This is a genomic window from Sphingobium vermicomposti, from assembly GCF_011762025.1.
Lineage (GTDB): Bacteria > Pseudomonadota > Alphaproteobacteria > Sphingomonadales > Sphingomonadaceae > Sphingobium > Sphingobium vermicomposti.
Genome location: NZ_JAASQR010000003.1, coordinates 207,781 through 224,799, shown reverse-complemented (window position 1 = coordinate 224,799; position 17,019 = coordinate 207,781). Strand labels below are relative to the sequence as shown.

The window sequence follows — 17,019 nt, the reverse complement described above, 5'->3', positions numbered from 1 at the left end:
GGTTAGAAGCGCGCCCAGTCAGCCTCGCCGTCAAAGACGTGGGTGGCAGGGCCGGTCATCATTATGTGCCCGCCGGGTTGCCAGTCGATGATGAGGTCGCCGCCGGGCAGGGAAACTTTGGTGGGGCCGCTGACGAGCTTGCGCCGGACTGCTGCGACGGCTGTGGCGCAGGCTCCGGTCCCGCAGGCACGGGTCAGGCCAGCGCCGCGTTCCCAGACGACCAGGCGGATATGGTTGTCGCCGATAGTCTGCGCGAAGTTGACATTGACGCGGGCGGGGAAGAGCGGATCCGTCTCGATAAGCGGCCCCAGATGTTCAAAGTTCACACCGTTCAGATCGTCACAGAAGAAGATGACGTGTGGGTTGCCGACATTGACGGCGGCCGGGGTGGGGAGGGCTTCCCAACTGACCGGCATGGCCAGCGTGTCCATGGCATAGGCGAGGGGTATGGCGTCCCAGTCGAGCCGGGGCGCGCCCATGTCGACGCTGGCGCCGCCATCGACGGCTTTTGCATCCAGCAGGCCTGCCTTGGTTTCGATCAACACGTCGCGCCCTACGAACAGGGGGACGCAGCGGGTGGCGTTGCCGCATGCCTCCACTTCGCTGCCGTCGCTATTGAATATGCGCATCGATACGTCGGCGCGGTCTGACGGGCCGATCAGGATCAGCTGGTCGCAGCCGATACCGGCGTGGCGGTCGGATATGGCTTGCGCGCGCGCCGCCGTCATTTCGACCGCGCTTGTCCGCGCGTCGATGACGACGAAGTCGTTGCCCAGCCCGTGCATCTTTGAAAATCGGCCCATATGGCCGCGCATGTAAGGTGTGTGGGGGGAAAAGGCCAGACGTTGCCGTTCACCTCCCCCGCTCGCCCTGGGCGTGTCGAAGGGCTCTCTTTTTGAAGAGAAGGGAAGGGCTTCGACAGGCTCAGCCCGAACGGCGGTGGTGTGTGCCGACTATCGTTGCATCCCTCCCGCCGTTCCGCTAAGGGCCACATCGCAATCAGGCGGCTCGCTGTCTGATATTCTGACAAATCCATGGTGCCCAAATGGGGCACCGGATGGACGCTGGCCGGCGATGTTTCGCCCGCCGGCGATTTCGTCGTTTGGCGGGGTAGGCGCAGTTTTCCGGGCTTTTGGCCCAATTGAGGTGATGATGTTCGATTCGCTGAGCGATCGTTTAGGCGGGGTATTCGACAAGCTTCGTGGGCGCGGTGCGCTGACGGAGGACGATGTCCGCGCCGCGATGCGCGAGGTGCGAATCGCTCTGCTCGAAGCGGACGTGGCGCTTCCGGTCGTTCGGCAGTTCGTCGATGACGTGACTGAACAGGCGGTTGGTCACAATGTCCTGCGGTCGGTGACGCCGGGTCAGCAGGTCGTGAAGATTGTCAGCGATGCGCTGACCGCTGTGCTGGGGTCGGAAACGTCCGACCTGCTGATCGACGTGTCCCCGCCCGCCGTCATCATGATGGTCGGCCTGCAGGGGTCGGGCAAGACGACTTCGACTGCCAAGATCGCCAAGCGGCTGAAGGAAAAAGAGCGCAAGAAGGTGCTGATGGCGTCGCTCGACGTCCAGCGCCCGGCAGCGCAGGAGCAGTTGGCGGTGCTGGGCACCCAGACCGATGTGGCGACACTGCCGATCGTGCCGGGGCAGCAACCGGTTGAGATTGCGAAGCGCGCATTGCAGGCGGCGAAGCTGCAGGGCTTTGACGTGGTGATGCTGGATACGGCGGGCCGCTTGCACGTCGATCAGGCGTTGATGGACGAGATGAAGGCGGTCGCCGAAGTCTCTAACCCGGCGGAAATTCTGCTGGTGGTCGATTCGCTGACCGGCCAGGACGCGGTGAACGTCGCGAGCAGCTTTACCGCTCAGGTGCCGCTGACCGGTGTGGTGTTGACCCGCATGGATGGCGATGCGCGCGGCGGTGCGGCGCTGTCGATGCGGGCGGTGACTGGCCGTCCGATCAAGTTTGCGGGCACCGGCGAGAAGCTCGATGCGATCGAGCCGTTCCATCCGCAGCGCGTGGCGCAGCGCATATTGGGCATGGGCGATGTCGTATCGCTGGTCGAAAAGGCCGCCGAGAGCATCGACGCCGAGGAAGCCGACAAGCTGGCCAAGAAGATGGCCAAGGGTCAGTTCGACATGAACGACCTGCGCAGCCAGCTGAACCAGATGCGCCGCATGGGTGGCCTGGGCGCGCTGGCAGGCATGTTGCCGGGCCTTAAGAAAGCGCAGGCGGCGATGGCGAACAGCGGTGCCAACGACAAGACTTTGGTTCATCTCGATGCGATGATCGGGTCCATGACGCCCAAGGAGCGGGAGCGCCCCGCCCTGATCAACGCCAAGCGCAAGATCCGCATCGCCAAAGGTGCGGGCAGGACTGTGCAGGACGTCAACAAGCTCCTGAAAATGCATCAGGAGATGGAAAGCGCGATGAAGAAGATTCGCAAGATGGGCGGCCTGAAAGGGCTGGCCAAGATGTTCACCGGCGGCGGGATGGACAAGTTGATGGGGGGCGCTGGCGGTGCTCCCGATCTGGGTGGGCTTGGCGGATTGGGTGGCGGCAACATGCCGAACCTGCCGCCCGGTTTTCAGAATTTCATGAAGAAATAAGCATTTTCAATAGATTAGTTTAAGTCAGAAAGGTCAAAATATCCATGGCAACGTCCATTCGTCTTTCGCGCGGTGGTTCCAAGAAGCGCCCCTATTATCGCATCGTTGTGGCCGACAGCCGCGCGCCGCGTGACGGCAAGTTCATCGAGCGCATCGGCAGCTACAACCCCGTCCTGCCCAAGGGTGACGAAAAGCGCGTCATTCTGGACGCAGAGCGCGCGAAGCACTGGCTTGCCGCTGGTGCGCAGCCGACCGACCGCGTTGCTCGCTTCCTCGACGCCGCTGGCGTGAAGGAGCGCGCTGCCCGCAACAACCCGAACAAGGCTGAGCCGGGCCAGAAGGCCAAGGATCGCGCCGAAGACCGCGCGACCAAGGCTGCTGAAGCCGCCGAAGCTGCTGAGGCCGCGAAGGTTGCTGCCGCTGAAGCCGCCGCTGCTCCGGCGGTTGAAGAAGCGCCGGCTGCCGAGGAAGCTGCGCCCGAAGCTGCTGCTGCTGAAGAGCAGGCTGAAGGCTGAGGCCAATGACGGACAAGCCCGTTACTCTCGCCGTCATCATCGGCGCGCATGGGGTGGCGGGCGAGGTCCGTCTGAAGCTCTTCGGGGCGGGGGTGGACGCTCTCAAATCCTATAAGAGCTTCGACACGGCGGGGCGTATGCTGACTTTGCAGTCGATACGCCCCGGTCCTAACGGGGCGGTCGCGCGCTTCACCGAAATCGGTGACCGTAGCCAGGCGGAAGCCCTGCGTGGCACGGAATTGACAGTTGCCCGTTCTGCCCTGCCTCCGTTGGAGGAGGGCGAATATTATTATACCGATCTGGTCGGTCTGCCCTGCTTTTCGAGCGAGGGCGAGGGGCTCGGCAATATCGTCGCGGTCGAGAATTTTGGCGCTGGCGATATTATCGAGGTAGAGCGCGCTAACGGCAAACGATTCATGGCGCCGATGCATGCAGTGACGATCGCGGATGAGAAAGCCGTGATTGAGGCGGCGTTCGCGATCTGAATTTCGGTCGGCAGGAAAATTAAGTTGCCGTGTTCCTGCGCAGGCAGGAACCCAGACCTGCCGTCCGAACTGGACTCCTGCCTTCGCAGGAGCACGTGGCGTTTTGATTTGAACGTGCGAGAGACATGCCGAACATCCTTATCGCCCTTTATCTGCTGTTGATGGTCGCCGCGGGCTGGCGGTTGTTCACCATGGGTTGGACACGCGCGATGAAGATGGCTGCGGCGGTGCTACTGGTCATGCCCCTTCCCATGCTGTTCCTGCTGCCTGGACTGATGAACCCGGAACGCCCCTTTGCCGACATGCTGCGCGCCATTGGTTTGGCGCTGGCGGGCGGCGGGGGACTGTCGCTGATGGGCGGCATGGTGGGTGCCTGGCTCAAGGCGCGCAGGGCATGAGTTTTCAGGCGCAGATATTGACGCTCTACCCGGAGATGTTTCCGGGGCCGCTGGGCGTATCGCTGGCGGGCCGAGCGATGGCCGAGGGGAAATGGGCCTGCGATCCCATCCATATTCGCGATTTTGCCACGGACAAGCATCGGACGGTCGATGATACGCCGGCGGGCGGCGGCGCGGGCATGGTGTTGCGCGCGGACATAGTCGGGCTTGCCATCGACCATGCGCTGGACAAGCGGCCCGACCTACCGGTCATCGCCATGACGCCGCGCGGTGCGCCGATCACGCAGGGGCGCGTGCGGGAGCTGGCTGCGGGGCCGGGCGCAACGATATTGTGCGGCCGCTTCGAAGGTTTTGACGAGCGTATTTTCGACGCTCGCCCGGTCGAGCAGATCAGCATGGGCGACATCATCCTTTCCGGTGGAGAGATGGGCGCGCTGATGCTGCTGGACGCTTGCATTCGGCTGCTTCCCGGAGTAATGGGCGCGGCTTCCAGTGGGGATGACGAGAGCTTCGAAAGCGGCCTTCTCGAATATCCGCACTATACCCGACCCGCTTTGTGGGAAGGGCGCGCGATCCCTGAAGTGTTGCGATCGGGGGATCATGCGAAAATCGCCGCCTGGCGGAAACAAAGGGCGGAAGACGACACACGGCTAAGGCGGCCGGACCTTTGGGAACGTCATATCGGCGTTCGGGACCAGTCGCCCTCTGGTGCGCAACGCGAAAGTAAGGACTGAGTTAAATGAACTTGATCCAGCAGATCGAGGCCGAAAACATCGCGGCTCTCGCCAAGGATATTCCCGATTTCCGTCCCGGTGACACGCTGCGCGTCGGCGTGAAGGTCATCGAAGGCGAACGTAGCCGCGTCCAGAATTATGAAGGCGTCTGCATCGCCCGCTCGAACAAGGGCATGGGCAGCAACTTCACCGTGCGCAAGATTTCGTTCGGCGAAGGTGTCGAGCGCGTCTTCCCGCTTTATTCGCCGAACCTCGATTCGATCACGGTCGTCCGTCGTGGCGTCGTGCGTCGTGCGAAGCTCTATTATCTGCGTGGCCGCACCGGCAAGCGCGCTCGCATCGCCGAGCGCCGCGACGTCCGCACCGAGGATTGATTTTCCTCGCGGTTTGACAGCTGAGAAAAAGGGCGGCGTTCCGATGGAGCGCCGCCTTTTTTGTGTCTGTCCCCCTCCCATGTGCGGGAGGGGATGTTCGGCGGTGGCAGTGACAGGCCCTCCCCCGACCCCTCCCTGAAGGGAGGGGAGCTATTTTGCTAGGCGGGTTGACGGCTCGTGAACCATAGTCCGACCAAGCTGATCGCGGCGGCGATCGACATGTAGAGCCCGACCAGGCCTACGCCCTGAACCTGGATCAACCATGTGGCGACGATCGGGGCCAGTGCGCCGCCGATGATACCGCCAAGGTTGAACGAGAAGGATGCGCCCGTATAGCGTAGCTGGACCGGGAAGAGGTGGGGGAGATACGCCCCAAGCGGCCCATAGACGAAGCCCATCAGGAATAGCGCGAGGCTGAGGATCAGGAAGATCGGCAGCAATTCCCCGGTGCCTATGGCGGGGCCGAAGATGATGCCCATAAAGACGGTGCCGATGCAGCCCGCGACCAGCACGCGAGTGGGGCTGGTCTTGTCTGCCCACCAGCCGGCGATGACGATGCTGACGCCCATGAACAGGATCGCGCCCAACTGAATCGCCAGGAAGACTTCCCGATCGATCTTGATGGTCGTGGTGCCGTAGCCAAGCGCGAAGGCGGTGGCGATATAATAGACCGCGAAACAGGCGACGACGGCGAAGGTGCCTGCCACTGCCGCGCCCAGATGTTGCGACAGCAGCGTCGCCAGCGGTAGCGCGGGCGGCGGTGCTTCGGCCTGGGCAGCGGCGAATTCGGGGGTTTCAGTGAGTTTGAGGCGCACCCATAGGCCCAGGAACACCAGCACGGCGCTGCCCAGGAAGGGGAGGCGCCAGCCCCAGGCGAAGAAGTCTTCGTCGGTGAGGAACATGCCCAGGATGAGGAACAGGCCGTTGGCGGCGATGAAGCCGACCGGCGCGCCAAGCTGCGGGAACATGCCGAAGCGGGCGCGCCATCCCGGAGGGGCATTTTCCACCGCCAGCAGTGCCGCGCCGCCCCATTCACCGCCCAGGCCAAGGCCCTGGCCAAAGCGCAGGACGCACAGGATCAGCGGCGCCCACCAGCCGATCGACTGATAGGTCGGCAGGAACCCGATGGCGAGCGTGCAGCCCCCCATCAGCATGAGCGAGGTGACCAGCGTCGCCTTGCGCCCGATGCGGTCGCCATAATGGCCGAATACGGCTGCGCCCAATGGCCGCGCGAAGAAGGCGAGGGCGAGGCTGCCATAGGCGGCCATCAACTGGGCCGAGGGCGATGATGCGGGGAAGAAGAGGGGGCCGAACACCAGGCTGGCGGCGGTGGCGTAGATGTAGAAGTCGTAGAACTCGACCGCCGTGCCGATCAGGCTGGCCGCCAGCACGCGCCTGTGGCGCAGCATTGCGCCTATTCCTTCGTTGGCCATGATCCCTCTTATTCCCCCGTAATTTACTAGGCCACTCTGCCTCCAACGTGGTTCTTCTCAGGAAGAAAGGGCTTCGACAGGCTCAGCCCGAACGGTGGTGGGGTGGTTCGCTTCGATCTATCGTTGTGCGCGTTTCTGGTTGAGCAGTTCATAGGCCATCACGGCGCAGGCTACGGCGGCGTTGAGGCTGTCGGCCTTGCCCAGCATCGGCATCTTCACCAGCTGGTCGCACTCCGCTTCATAGGATTCGGGCAGGCCCTGCGCTTCATTGCCGACGAGGAGGAAGGAGGGGCTGGCGTAGCGCGGTTCCTGATAGTCCTGGGTCGCGTTCAGGCTGGTGCCGATCAGTTCGCCCGGACCCTGCCGCAGCCAGTGCATGAATTCGCCCCAGCGCGCCTGGGTGATGGACTGGGTGAAGAGCGCGCCCATGCTGGCGCGGACGGATTCGACGGAGAAGGGGTCGACGCAATCGTCGATGAGGATGAGGCCGCCAGCGCCCACCGCGTCGCCGGTGCGCAATATGGTGCCAAGGTTGCCGGGATCGCGCAGCGACTGGGCGACGATCCAGATGTCGGCCTTGCTCCGGTCGAGCTTCGCCAGCGGGGTCAGGCGGTCGCGGTAAACGCCGACCACTGCCTGGGCATTATCCTTGCCGGAGATCTTGGAGAGAATGTCCGGCGTGGTTTCGATAACGTCGCCGCCTGCCGCTTCCATCGCGGCGATCAGATCAATGGCGAGGGGATGGGTCGACCCGGCGTGGAAGAGCATTTCGGGCAGCACGCCTTCCTCGCGTGCTTCGGTGAGGATGCGGAGTCCTTCGGCCAGGAAGAGTCCTTCGGCCTTACGGAATTTCTTTTCCCGCAAGGACCGGACACGCTTCACCAGCGGGTTGGAAAATCCGGTGATTTCGCGTGCCACTGCGCCTGCTTTCCTCCTGGGGACGAGGCGGCCTCTCTATCGGGCCGCGACGGAGCGAGGAAGAGCTATTCTTCGCCGAATTTCTGTTCGACCAAAGTCACCAGCTTGCCGAGCGAATCTTCCGCATCGGGGCCGGCTGCGCTGATGATGATCGAATCGCCGAGCGCCGCGCCCAGCATCATCAGGCCCATGATCGACGTGCCGGTCACTTCGCTGCCATCCTTGCGGACGGTGATCTGGGCGGGCAGGCCGCTGGCGAGGGTGACGAATTTGGCGCTGGCGCGGGCGTGGAGGCCTCGCTTGTTGCTGATCAGGACTTCCCTGCTGATTTCGCTCATGTAGTGCTGCCCAACAATTCCGATGCGACGCTGATATATTTCTGCCCCGCCTCGCGCGCAGCGGCGACGGCCTGGCGCACGTCCATGACCTTGCGCGCGCTTTCCAGACGGATGAGCATGGGCAGATTGATGCCCGCGATCACCTCGATCTCGCCAGCCTTCAGCAGCGATATGGCGAGGTTGGACGGCGTGCCGCCGAACAGGTCGGTGAGCAGGATGACGCCCGATCCATCGTTGACGCGGTCGACCGCTGCCGCGATGTCGGCGCGGCGCACTTCCATGTCATCTTCCGGGCCGATGCAGATGGTCGCGATCTGCTGTTGCGGACCGACCACATGTTCCATCGCGACGACGAATTCCGTCGCCAACTCTCCATGGGTGACGAGTACAAGTCCAATCATCTACTTACGCGGCCCACCTGTTTCATGATTGAGCTTTCGGGCCTCCCGGTCGGCGCTTCTCCAGGGCATCCTGGGGCGCTGATTCCATATTGCGGTGCGAGACCGTGGGCGAAAAGCCCGCCTGTTGCAAGTATTTGGCGACGCGTTCGGCAACATGCACGGAACGGTGCCGCCCGCCGGTGCAGCCAAAAGCGACCGTGACGTAGCTTTTTCCGCTGTCCGCATAGCGCGGCAGGAGCATCGCCAACAGTTCCTCGATACGGCGGACCGATTCTTCATAGGCCGGATCTTCCGCGATATAGGCCGACACGTCCGGGTCCAGCCCGGTGCGGGGGCGCAATTCGTCGTCCCAATGCGGATTACGCAGGAAGCGCATATCGAACATCAGGTCGGCATTGAGGGGCACGCCGCGCGAAAAGCCGAAGGACAGGATCGTCAGGACCGGGGCCGACAGGCCTTCGCGGGAAAAGCGGTTGCGGATTTCCTGCTGCAACCCGTTGCTGCTGAGGCTGGTCGTGTCGATGACATGGGTGGCCCAGCGGCGGATCGGTTCGGTCAGTTCCCGTTCGCGCGCGAGCCCGTGCGCTGCGGGCCGGTCAGACGCGAGCGGATGGCGGCGGCGCGTTTCTGCAAAGCGGCGTTCCAGTTCCATGTCCGAACAGTCGAGGAACAGCGTTTCGATGTCGTGGCCGTGCCGGGTCCGCAGCGCCTTGATTCGTTGCACGATGGCGTTGGCGTTGAACCCGCGCGTGCGCGCGTCGATGCCGATGGCGAGTGGCCGGTCGTCCAGTTCCTCATGCCCGGCGGGGACGGGGGTGTCGAGCAGCCGTTCCAGCAGCAGCAGGGGCAGGTTGTCGACCACTTCCCAGCCCATATCCTCCAGCGTCTTGAGCGCGGTCGTCTTGCCCGCGCCGGACAGGCCGGACACCAGCAGGATGGTCTTGGGCGTCGGCGCGTTCATGTGAGCCCTATGGTCTTGAGCGCCAGTTCGACCTTGATCGGCGCGGAGGCTTCAAACGCGGCCAGCCTGACCACGGGGACATCGCCGCCAGCGACCGACCGCATTTCCGGGTCGGCGGGCATGCGGTCTATCTCTTTGCAAAGATCGACGATCAGGGCGACGCGCGCAAAATCGACACGGGGCATGTCGACGACGCCCAGGCCGCGCACTTCCATCATGCCGGTGATGGTTTCAGGCGCAGTGGCTTCCAGCCGCCCATCGACCCATTTGACCACGGTATAATCGTCGCTGATCAAAGTAGCGCCCCGGTCGATGAGGCGCAGGCCGAGGTCGGATTTGCCCGCCCCGCTGGGGCCGGACAGCAGCACGGCGCGTCCGCCAATGGCTACGCTGGTTGCGTGCAGGGTTTCGGATGAGTGTTGCCGCGCCATATCGCTCATCCCTTCATAGACCCTGTTGGCGGTGGTGGGAATCGTTTTGATGGAAAAGGGTAAGCCGTCCCGACCCTGCACCCTGTCCTATTCCGATACAATGCCCGGATCGCGTTCCACGCCCATGGGCAGCCGCAGGATGAAGCAGGCGCCGCTTTGATTGTCCGTCCGGTCGGCGATGCCGATCTTGCCCTGATGCCCTTCCACGATGGAGCGGGCGATGGCGAGGCCGAGGCCCGAATGCCTGCCGAAGGCTTCGCTTTCCGGTCGAACGCTGTGGAAGCGGCGGAACACATGTTCCCGTTGATCCTCCGGCACGCCGGGGCCTTCATCCTCCACGCTGACCAGCACCTCATGGTCCGCCACGGTCGCCACGATCTGGACCAGCCCGCCGTCGGGCGAAAAGGAGATGGCATTGTCGATCAGGTTGTCGAGCACGCGCATCAGCCGCTGTTCTTCGCCCAGCACGACGGCGACGTCCTTGCGCGGTCGGGCGAAGGCCAGGCGGATGCCCCGTGGCACGCCGCGCGCTTCACGGGCGACGACCATGCGTTCGATCAGCAGGCCAAGGTCGATCGGTTCGAACCGGGTGCGGGACAATAGGGCGTCGATCCGCGACGCCTCGGCAATGTCGGTGACCAGCCGGTCGAGGCGGCGCACATCGTCCTGCGCGATTGCCATCAACTGTTCGCGCAGGTCTGGCCGATCGACGCGATCCAGCGCATCCAGCGCGGACCGAAGCGACGCGATGGGATTTTTCAGCTCATGGCTGACATCGGCGGCGAAGGCGTCGGTCGCGTCGATGCGTTGACGCAGCGCATGGCTCATGTCCGACAAGGCACGCGCCAGCATGCCGATTTCGTCGCGGCGCTCGGGCAGGCGCGGCACCGTCACTTCGCGCGCGCGGCCCAGCCTGACGCGCACGGCGGCGCGGGCCAGGCGTTGAAGCGGCTGGACGATGGTGCGCGCCAGGAAGAGTGACAGCAGCACGGATGCCAGTACGGCGGCGGCGATCACGATGCCCAGCCGCAGACGTTCGGCCCGGACGATGCGGGTGATGTCGCGCGCATTTTCGGTGGCAAGCAGGGTGCTGCCGTCCTTCACCCCTGCCGCCGCTGAAATCATGAGCGTGCGGTCGGGCGCATAGCGGTTCATCGCCTGGGGCTTGCCCGTCTTGCGCGCCAGCAACAGTTCGGGCCAGGCGTCGGCGCGATCTACTGCCGGTTCTTCGAAACTGGGGGGGCGGTCGGCTGATACTACCCGGTCCACGACCCGGTCGAGGAAGCGCGCGACATGGCGTTTCCATGCCTCTTCGGCTGGCAGGCGCAGGCGATAGCGCGGCGCATCCATGGTGAAGCTGTCGGCGATCAGGGCGCCGTCGGGGCCATAGCGGCGGACGCGATCCGACGTCTGGCGCGCATAGGCGGCGATCAGGGCATTCTGCCGGTCTGCCGGAGCATTTTCGATGCCCAGAGCAAGCAGTTTGAGTTCGCGCGCGGACTGTTCAAGGCGGGAGTCGACGATCCGGGTGCGATAGCTGTCCAGATAGAAAAATCCGCCCGCCAGCAATGCCAGGGCAAAGACGTTGACGGCCAGGATGCGCGGGGTGAGGCTGATCCGCCCGGACCAGCGCAACCCGTCGCCCCCGCCGTCATTCTTCTGAGAAACGGTATCCGGCGCCATAGAGTGTGTCGATTGCATTGAATTCGGGATCGGCCTCACGGAATTTGCGGCGGAGCCGCTTGATGTGGCTGTCGATGGTCCGGTCGTCGACATAGACGTCATCCTGGTAGGCGGCATCCATCAACTGGTTGCGGTTCTTGACCACGCCGGGCCGGGTGGCCAGCGTTTCGAGGATAAGAAATTCGGTGACGGTCAGCGTCACATCCTGCCCCAGCCACTTCACCCGATGCCGGGCCGGGTCCATTTCCAACCGGCCGCGCACGATCGGTTCCGACACCGGCTCGTCCGCGGATTCGGACGCACGGCTGACCTCCGCCCGTCGCAGAATGGCCCGGATACGCGCGATCAGCAGGCGTTGTGAAAAGGGTTTGGAGATATAATCGTCCGCGCCCATGGCAAGGCCCAGCGCTTCGTCCAGCTCATCCGCCTTGGACGTCAGGAAAATGACGGGCATCTGGCTTTTTTCGCGTAAGCGCCGCAGCAGTTCCAGCCCGTCCATGCCCGGCATCTTGATGTCGAACACGGCAAGGTCCGCCGGATTTTCCACCAGCGCCTTCAGGGCCGCTTCCGGGTCGGAATAAAGGCGCGTCATAAACCCTTCGGTCTGTAACGCGATGGACACGGAAGTCAGGATATTCTTGTCATCATCCACAAGGGCGATGGTTGCATTCATGCTTGGTCCCAATGATTGTGCCTGTCATCCCGGCAGGCCGGATAGGCCCGCTTCCCCGCGTCATGCCCAGCGTTAGACGATGCCCGGCTCACTCGCAAGAAAGGGGTAGGTCATGACTTATGCGCCATGAGCAGCCAGGATCGGGACGAATGACGGTCTTGAGGGGTTTGACGGTCGGGCCGCATTAGGGCTATGCCGCGAACCGTCTGCAGCAAATGCCGCCGCTCCTTACGGATCGTGGCGCTTTAGGGGCGGATCGGTCGCTGATAGCTAACATTGGCGATCCGAAGTTTTGACATCAGGAGTTAAGGCGTGCAGGCCAAATCCTCTACCACCCTGGATCACCAGGGCATTACCACCAATGCCGTGCAGTTCTGGAATCTGGGCACCGCGCCGTTGGTTGAAGCCGCGATCGCCAATCGCGAAGGCATTTTGTCGAAGGACGGCCCGCTGGTCGTCAAGACCGGCAAGCATACGGGCCGTTCGGCCAACGACAAGTTCATCGTCAAGGATGCGCAAACCGAAGCCACTGTGTGGTGGGGCAAGACCAATGTCCCCATGACGCCGGAACATTTCGCCGCGCTGAAGGCCGATTTTTTCAAGGCGCTGGGTGAAAAGGACAAGCTGTACGTAGCCGACCTGTTCGGCGGATCGCAGCCTGAACATCGCGTCAATGTCCGCGTCATCAACGAACTGGCCTGGCACAATCTGTTCATCCGCACATTGCTGGTGCGGCCCGGCGCGGACGAGCTGGCGGGCTTTGCCCCCGAATATACGATCATCGACCTGCCGACTTTCCAGGCGGACCCGGCGCGGCATGGCACGCGCAGCGAAACGGTGATCGCGGTCAACTTCACCGAAAAGCTGATCCTGATCGGCGGCACCCGTTATGCTGGCGAGATGAAGAAGTCCGTTTTCGGCATCCTGAACTACCTGCTGCCTGCCAAGGGCGTGATGCCGATGCACTGTTCGGCCAATATTGGACCCAATGGCGATACGGCGGTCTTTTTTGGCCTGTCGGGCACGGGCAAGACGACCCTGTCGGCGGACGCCAGCCGCACCCTGATCGGCGATGACGAGCATGGATGGTCGGACACGGCGGTCTTCAACTTCGAAGGCGGCTGCTATGCCAAGATGATCAACTTGTCGGCCGAGGCCGAACCGGAGATCTTTGCCACGACCAAGCGATTCGGCACGGTGCTGGAAAATGTCGTGATCGATGAGGACACGCGCGAAATCGACCTGGACGATAATAGCCTGGCCGAAAACAGCCGTGGTTCCTATCCGATCGACTTCATCCCAAATGCGTCCGAAAAGAATCTGGGGCCGGTGCCCAAGAATATCATCTTCCTGACGGCGGATGCCTATGGCGTGTTGCCGCCGATTGCCCGGCTGACGCCCGATCAGGCCATGTATCATTTCCTGTCCGGTTATACCGCGCGGGTTGCGGGCACGGAAATCGGTGTCACCGAACCATCGGCGACCTTCTCCACCTGCTTTGGCGCGCCGTTCATGCCGCGTCATCCTTCGGTCTATGGCAATCTGCTCAAGGACCGGATCAACAAGGGCGGCGTCACTTGCTGGCTGGTCAATACCGGCTGGACCGGCGGCAAATATGGCGTGGGCAAGCGCATGCCGATCAAGGTGACGCGCGCGCTGCTGAACGCGGCGCTGGACGGCAGCCTTCATGATGCCGAGTTCAGGACCGATCCGAATTTCGGTTTCCAGGTGCCGGTCGCGGTGCCCGGCGTGGATTCGATCATCCTCGACCCGCGGGCGACCTGGGCGGATCAAGCCGCTTATGACGAGACCGCGAGCAAGCTGGTGAAGCAGTTCGTCGACAATTTCGCCCAGTTTGAGGGGCATGTCGATGCGTCCGTTCGGGAGGCCGCGCTGACCGCCGCCTGATGAGTTAATGATGGTGAACAGTGAAGAGCCGGTGGGACATGCCCGCCGGCTCTTTTCCTTCCGGTCTCCCTTTACCGGTGCTATGTTATGGGAAATTGAGGGATTTGGTGGATGGCCATGTTTGACGATCTTTTGAACAGTGCTGGCGGGCTGGAGGCGGTGGCCGGACAGTTGGGCGTGACGCCTGAGCAGATGCAGGCCCTTATGGCTGAGATCGGCGGCAGGATCGCGTCGGGCGAAACCGACATCACCGCTCTTGCCGCGACCGCTGCGGAACATGGCGTTTCGGCTGATCGGCTGCAATCGCTGTTCGCCCATTTCGGTGGGCCAGAGGCGATCATGGGCAAGATTGGCGGCCTGTTCGACCGTGATGGCGACGGCAATCCGCTCAACGAACTCAGCCGGCTGGCGAAGGGTTTGTTCGGCTGATCTCCCCCCGCAGGCTGATCGACCAGCCGCGCTGAAGATCATCAGCTATCGAACGCACAAGTTTTTTCACCTTGCCTTCGTGGAGCCAAGGAGGCATTCGGCCGCCATCACTTATTGCGAAAGCCACGCAACTAGCGCCCGGCAATAAGGGGCGTTGGCGGGTTGGATTTGGCAGGAGAAAAGGTTTTGAGCGACGTGACGATCGAAAAGCCGGTGCTGGAGCCGACCGGCGCCCTGAGCGTGGAGACCGTGCTGTCGGTCCGCCATTGGAACGAGCATCTGTTCAGCTTCCGCATCAGCCGCCCGGCAAGCTTTCGCTTCCGTTCGGGCGAATTCGTGATGATCGGGCTGCAGGGCGACAATGGCAAGCCGCTGCTGCGCGCCTATTCGGTCGCCAGCCCCGCCTGGGATGAAGAGCTGGAATTTCTGTCGATCAAGGTTCAGGACGGGCCGCTGACGTCGAAGCTGCAGCTGATCGAGCCGGGTGACCAGATTTATCTGGGCCGCAAGCCGACTGGCACGCTGGTGACCGACGCGCTGCTGCCGGGCAAGCGGTTGTTCATGCTGTCGACCGGGACCGGCCTTGCTCCCTTCCTCAGCCTGGCGCGTGACCCCGACGTCTATGAATTTTACGAGCAGGTTGTCGCTGTGCATTCGGTGCGCCGCGTCAGCGACCTTGCCTTCCACGACGAGTTGACGGGCAAGCTGGCCGAAGATCCGCTGGTGTCTGAACAGGCGGCCACGCAGTTCCACTATGTCCCGACCGTCACTCGCGAGCCGTTCCGCAACAATGTGCGCATCGACAAGCTGGTTGAGGATGGCACGCTGTTCGAAGGCATTCCGGGGGAGGCCCGGTTCAACCCGGAAACCGACCGGATCATGATGTGCGGCAGCATGGAGATGATCAAGCAGTTCGGCGCGTTCTTCGAGGAGCAGGGCTTTGCCGAAGGCTCCAATGCCGCGCCGGGTGCTTATGTGATCGAGCGTGCCTTCGTCGGCTGATCGGCGCGGGGAGTGCTGGAAAAGAGGGGCTGGCGGTGACGCTGGCCCTTTTTTTGTCCTGGGGGCGCGTCGGCTGAGGATCACTCCGAGATATTCCCCTCCCGTAGACCGGAGGGGTTAGGGGTGGGGGCGAGCGAAGCGAGCTTCAGACTTGGCCTTTGAAGACCATTGCCAATGTTGCGCTGGCCCACCCCCGGCCCCTCCCGCCTGCGGGAGGGGAATGATCTTAGGCCAATTCCACCTGTAGCACTGACGCGTCGGCTCCGATGACGCGTACCCGGCTTCCCGCTGGGGCGTCGGGGCCTCGGCAGGACCAGACGCTGTCGCCCACCTTCACTCGTCCCCGGCCATTGTCGATTGCTTCCACCACGGTGATCACCTCGCCGATCAGGCGGGCGGTGCGGTCATTTAGCAGCGGGTCCTGCGAATTCACGGGATTGGCGGCATACCAGCGCCTTCCGCCCCAGACGGCGATGAGGCACAGCCCTGCGAAGATCAGGAATTGCACCGGGACGGACAGGGGCACTGCTAGCGCGATCAGCCCTGTCACCGCCGCCGCCAGCGCGACCCAGATCAGGAACACGCCGGGGATCATCACTTCAGCGACGCCGAGCAGGGCGGCGAAGACCAGCCAGCCCCAATGATCGTCCAGCATGCCGAGCCAGTCCATCACGCCTGACCCCGATCAAAGGGGCCACGGCGCGGCGCGGCAGGTGGGGTGGGTGGGGTTGGCGCGCCGTCACCGCCCAGCGCTTCCTTTGCCAGCGCGCCGATGCCGCCCAGCGTGCCGATGAGCTGGGTTGCTTCGACCGGGAAGAGGATCGTCTTGGCATTGGGGGAGGTGGCGAACTGGCTTACCGCTTCGACATATTTTTGCGCGATGAAATAGTTGATTGCCTGCGCATTGCCGCTGGCTATGGCGTCGGACACCATTTGCGTTGCCTTGGCTTCCGCCTCTGCTTCACGCTCGCGGGCTTCGGCGTCGCGGAAGGCGGCTTCGCGGCGGCCTTCGGCTTCCAGGATCTGGCTCTGCTTCTGGCCTTCGGCCTTCAGGATTTCCGACGCCCGCAGGCCTTCCGATTCCAGGATCAGCGCGCGCTTTTCACGTTCGGCCTTCATCTGACGGCCCATGGCGTTCACGATGTCGGCGGGCGGACGGATGTCCTTTAGTTCGACGCGGGTGATCTTGATCCCCCAGGCGTTGGTGGCGTGGTCCACCACCGACAGCAGGCGTGCGTTGATTTCGTCGCGCTTTGACAGGGTTTCGTCGAGGTCCATCGAGCCCATGACGGTGCGCAGGTTGGTCGTGGCGAGCTGCATGATGGCGACATAGAGTTCCGACACTTCATAGGCCGCCTTGGCCGCGTCCAGAACCTGGAAGAACACCACGCCGTCGACCGACACCATGGCATTGTCCTTGGTGATGATTTCCTGCCCCGGAATGTCGACCACCTGTTCCATCATGTTGATCTTGCGACCCACGGCATAGAAGAAGGCGGGATAGAAATTGAGGCCGGGCCGGGCCACTTCGGTGAAACGGCCAAAGCGTTCTATGGTATATTGATAGCCCTGGCGCACCACCTTGACGCTCACCGCCAGATAGAACAGCACGAGTAGAGTCACCGTCAGCGCGAATGTCGTCAGCATCTTTCCATCCCCCCAAGAAGCGCTTGACTATGACGTGAAATCGCCGTGGGGAAAAGGCAAAGGTTACAAGGTCGTTGCG

The 17,019-nt window shown here is 63.1% G+C and carries 20 protein-coding genes; 9 read left to right on the top strand and 11 right to left on the bottom strand.

The genetic code is table 11. From position 1 onward, the window contains the following. Positions 1-2 precede the first annotated feature (2 nt). Positions 3-803: a diaminopimelate epimerase gene (gene dapF, locus FHS54_RS10715; RefSeq protein ID WP_167303811.1), complete on the bottom strand. Its 801-nt coding sequence runs from the start codon at positions 801-803 to the stop codon at positions 3-5. A 346-nt stretch (positions 804-1,149) separates the two neighbouring features. Here dapF and ffh point away from each other — a divergent pair, with 346 nt between their 5' ends. The 6 genes from ffh to rplS all read left to right on the top strand — a co-directional run bounded on the left by ffh (position 1,150) and on the right by rplS (position 5,116). Further along, a complete protein-coding gene (gene ffh / locus FHS54_RS10710; RefSeq protein WP_167303810.1) occupies positions 1,150-2,610 on the top strand; it encodes a signal recognition particle protein in 1,461 nt (486 codons plus the stop codon). A 44-nt stretch (positions 2,611-2,654) separates the two neighbouring features. After that, on the top strand, positions 2,655-3,125 hold the full coding sequence (rpsP, locus tag FHS54_RS10705; protein ID WP_167303809.1) for a 30S ribosomal protein S16: 471 nt from the start codon (positions 2,655-2,657) through the stop codon (positions 3,123-3,125). 5 nt (positions 3,126-3,130) lie between these two features. Beyond that, a complete protein-coding gene (gene rimM, locus FHS54_RS10700) occupies positions 3,131-3,610 on the top strand; it encodes a ribosome maturation factor RimM (RefSeq protein WP_167303808.1) in 480 nt (159 codons plus the stop codon). Positions 3,611-3,735: 125 nt separating this feature from the next. Then, positions 3,736-4,008 (top strand): hypothetical protein, encoded by a 273-nt coding sequence (locus tag FHS54_RS10695; protein ID WP_167303807.1) that lies wholly within the window; start codon positions 3,736-3,738, stop codon positions 4,006-4,008. Then, on the top strand, positions 4,005-4,742 hold the full coding sequence (gene trmD / locus FHS54_RS10690; protein WP_167303806.1) for a tRNA (guanosine(37)-N1)-methyltransferase TrmD: 738 nt from the start codon (positions 4,005-4,007) through the stop codon (positions 4,740-4,742). Before FHS54_RS10695 ends, trmD begins: the two co-directional genes overlap by 4 nt. A gap of 5 nt (positions 4,743-4,747) precedes the next feature. Beyond that, the gene (gene rplS, locus FHS54_RS10685) at positions 4,748-5,116 is read left to right on the top strand and encodes a 50S ribosomal protein L19 (RefSeq protein ID WP_167303805.1); all 369 of its coding nucleotides are present in this window, start codon (positions 4,748-4,750) and stop codon (positions 5,114-5,116) included. 158 nt (positions 5,117-5,274) lie between these two features. Here rplS and FHS54_RS10680 read toward each other — a convergent pair whose 3' ends face one another. The 8 genes from FHS54_RS10680 to FHS54_RS10645 form a co-directional block, all read right to left on the bottom strand. Beyond that, positions 5,275-6,549: an MFS transporter gene (locus tag FHS54_RS10680; RefSeq protein WP_167303804.1), complete on the bottom strand. Its 1,275-nt coding sequence runs from the start codon at positions 6,547-6,549 to the stop codon at positions 5,275-5,277. A 117-nt stretch (positions 6,550-6,666) separates the two neighbouring features. Beyond that, the gene (locus FHS54_RS10675) at positions 6,667-7,467 is read right to left on the bottom strand and encodes a TrmH family RNA methyltransferase (protein WP_167303803.1); all 801 of its coding nucleotides are present in this window, start codon (positions 7,465-7,467) and stop codon (positions 6,667-6,669) included. A 65-nt stretch (positions 7,468-7,532) separates the two neighbouring features. Then, positions 7,533-7,805: an HPr family phosphocarrier protein gene (locus tag FHS54_RS10670; RefSeq protein WP_167303802.1), complete on the bottom strand. Its 273-nt coding sequence runs from the start codon at positions 7,803-7,805 to the stop codon at positions 7,533-7,535. After that, the gene (locus tag FHS54_RS10665; RefSeq protein WP_167303801.1) at positions 7,802-8,206 is read right to left on the bottom strand and encodes a PTS sugar transporter subunit IIA; all 405 of its coding nucleotides are present in this window, start codon (positions 8,204-8,206) and stop codon (positions 7,802-7,804) included. The genes FHS54_RS10670 and FHS54_RS10665 overlap by 4 nt, the downstream gene beginning before the upstream one ends. Before the next feature lie 22 nt (positions 8,207-8,228). Continuing rightward, the gene (gene rapZ, locus FHS54_RS10660; RefSeq protein WP_167303800.1) at positions 8,229-9,167 is read right to left on the bottom strand and encodes an RNase adapter RapZ; all 939 of its coding nucleotides are present in this window, start codon (positions 9,165-9,167) and stop codon (positions 8,229-8,231) included. Further along, complete coding sequence (locus tag FHS54_RS10655; RefSeq protein WP_167303799.1) at positions 9,164-9,598, bottom strand: HPr kinase/phosphorylase; 435 nt, start codon at positions 9,596-9,598, stop codon at positions 9,164-9,166. Before FHS54_RS10655 ends, rapZ begins: the two co-directional genes overlap by 4 nt. A gap of 87 nt (positions 9,599-9,685) precedes the next feature. Beyond that, complete coding sequence (locus tag FHS54_RS10650; RefSeq protein WP_167303798.1) at positions 9,686-11,281, bottom strand: sensor histidine kinase; 1,596 nt, start codon at positions 11,279-11,281, stop codon at positions 9,686-9,688. After that, entirely contained in the window at positions 11,250-11,954 is a 705-nt protein-coding gene (locus tag FHS54_RS10645; RefSeq protein ID WP_167303797.1) for a response regulator transcription factor, read from the bottom strand. The genes FHS54_RS10650 and FHS54_RS10645 overlap by 32 nt, the downstream gene beginning before the upstream one ends. 312 nt (positions 11,955-12,266) lie before the next feature. On the opposite strand from FHS54_RS10645, the gene FHS54_RS10640 reads away from it, so the two are divergent. From FHS54_RS10640 to FHS54_RS10630, 3 genes are all read left to right on the top strand, one after another. After that, entirely contained in the window at positions 12,267-13,862 is a 1,596-nt protein-coding gene (locus tag FHS54_RS10640) for a phosphoenolpyruvate carboxykinase (RefSeq protein WP_167303796.1), read from the top strand. A 111-nt stretch (positions 13,863-13,973) separates the two neighbouring features. After that, positions 13,974-14,291, top strand: a complete 318-nt coding sequence (locus tag FHS54_RS10635) for a hypothetical protein (protein ID WP_167303795.1) — start codon at positions 13,974-13,976, stop codon at positions 14,289-14,291. Positions 14,292-14,477: 186 nt separating this feature from the next. Next, positions 14,478-15,293, top strand: a complete 816-nt coding sequence (locus tag FHS54_RS10630; RefSeq protein ID WP_167303794.1) for a ferredoxin--NADP reductase — start codon at positions 14,478-14,480, stop codon at positions 15,291-15,293. A gap of 226 nt (positions 15,294-15,519) precedes the next feature. On the opposite strand, the gene FHS54_RS10625 is transcribed toward FHS54_RS10630, so the two are convergent. Further along, on the bottom strand, positions 15,520-15,963 hold the full coding sequence (locus tag FHS54_RS10625) for an NfeD family protein (RefSeq protein ID WP_208404921.1): 444 nt from the start codon (positions 15,961-15,963) through the stop codon (positions 15,520-15,522). Next, positions 15,963-16,940 carry an SPFH domain-containing protein gene (locus FHS54_RS10620; protein WP_167303793.1) on the bottom strand — a complete coding sequence of 326 codons (978 nt, stop codon included), beginning with the start codon at positions 16,938-16,940 and terminating at the stop codon, positions 15,963-15,965. The genes FHS54_RS10625 and FHS54_RS10620 overlap by 1 nt, the downstream gene beginning before the upstream one ends. Between the last annotated feature and the right edge of the window lie 79 nt (positions 16,941-17,019).

Excerpts from the sequence above, each read along its gene's own strand:
- dapF (WP_167303811.1), bottom strand. The coding sequence starts at position 803 with ATGGGCCGATTTTCAAAGATGCACGGGCTGGGCAACGACTTCGTCGTC.
- ffh (WP_167303810.1), top strand. The coding sequence starts at position 1,150 with ATGATGTTCGATTCGCTGAGCGATCGTTTAGGCGGGGTATTCGACAAG.
- rpsP (WP_167303809.1), top strand. The coding sequence starts at position 2,655 with ATGGCAACGTCCATTCGTCTTTCGCGCGGTGGTTCCAAGAAGCGCCCC.
- rimM (WP_167303808.1), top strand. The coding sequence starts at position 3,131 with ATGACGGACAAGCCCGTTACTCTCGCCGTCATCATCGGCGCGCATGGG.
- FHS54_RS10695 (WP_167303807.1), top strand. The coding sequence starts at position 3,736 with ATGCCGAACATCCTTATCGCCCTTTATCTGCTGTTGATGGTCGCCGCG.
- trmD (WP_167303806.1), top strand. The coding sequence starts at position 4,005 with ATGAGTTTTCAGGCGCAGATATTGACGCTCTACCCGGAGATGTTTCCG.
- rplS (WP_167303805.1), top strand. The coding sequence starts at position 4,748 with ATGAACTTGATCCAGCAGATCGAGGCCGAAAACATCGCGGCTCTCGCC.
- FHS54_RS10680 (WP_167303804.1), bottom strand. The coding sequence starts at position 6,549 with ATGGCCAACGAAGGAATAGGCGCAATGCTGCGCCACAGGCGCGTGCTG.
- FHS54_RS10670 (WP_167303802.1), bottom strand. The coding sequence starts at position 7,805 with ATGAGCGAAATCAGCAGGGAAGTCCTGATCAGCAACAAGCGAGGCCTC.
- FHS54_RS10665 (WP_167303801.1), bottom strand. The coding sequence starts at position 8,206 with ATGATTGGACTTGTACTCGTCACCCATGGAGAGTTGGCGACGGAATTC.
- rapZ (WP_167303800.1), bottom strand. The coding sequence starts at position 9,167 with ATGAACGCGCCGACGCCCAAGACCATCCTGCTGGTGTCCGGCCTGTCC.
- FHS54_RS10655 (WP_167303799.1), bottom strand. The coding sequence starts at position 9,598 with ATGGCGCGGCAACACTCATCCGAAACCCTGCACGCAACCAGCGTAGCC.
- FHS54_RS10650 (WP_167303798.1), bottom strand. The coding sequence starts at position 11,281 with ATGGCGCCGGATACCGTTTCTCAGAAGAATGACGGCGGGGGCGACGGG.
- FHS54_RS10645 (WP_167303797.1), bottom strand. The coding sequence starts at position 11,954 with ATGAATGCAACCATCGCCCTTGTGGATGATGACAAGAATATCCTGACT.
- FHS54_RS10635 (WP_167303795.1), top strand. The coding sequence starts at position 13,974 with ATGGCCATGTTTGACGATCTTTTGAACAGTGCTGGCGGGCTGGAGGCG.
- FHS54_RS10625 (WP_208404921.1), bottom strand. The coding sequence starts at position 15,963 with ATGGACTGGCTCGGCATGCTGGACGATCATTGGGGCTGGCTGGTCTTC.
- FHS54_RS10620 (WP_167303793.1), bottom strand. The coding sequence starts at position 16,940 with ATGCTGACGACATTCGCGCTGACGGTGACTCTACTCGTGCTGTTCTAT.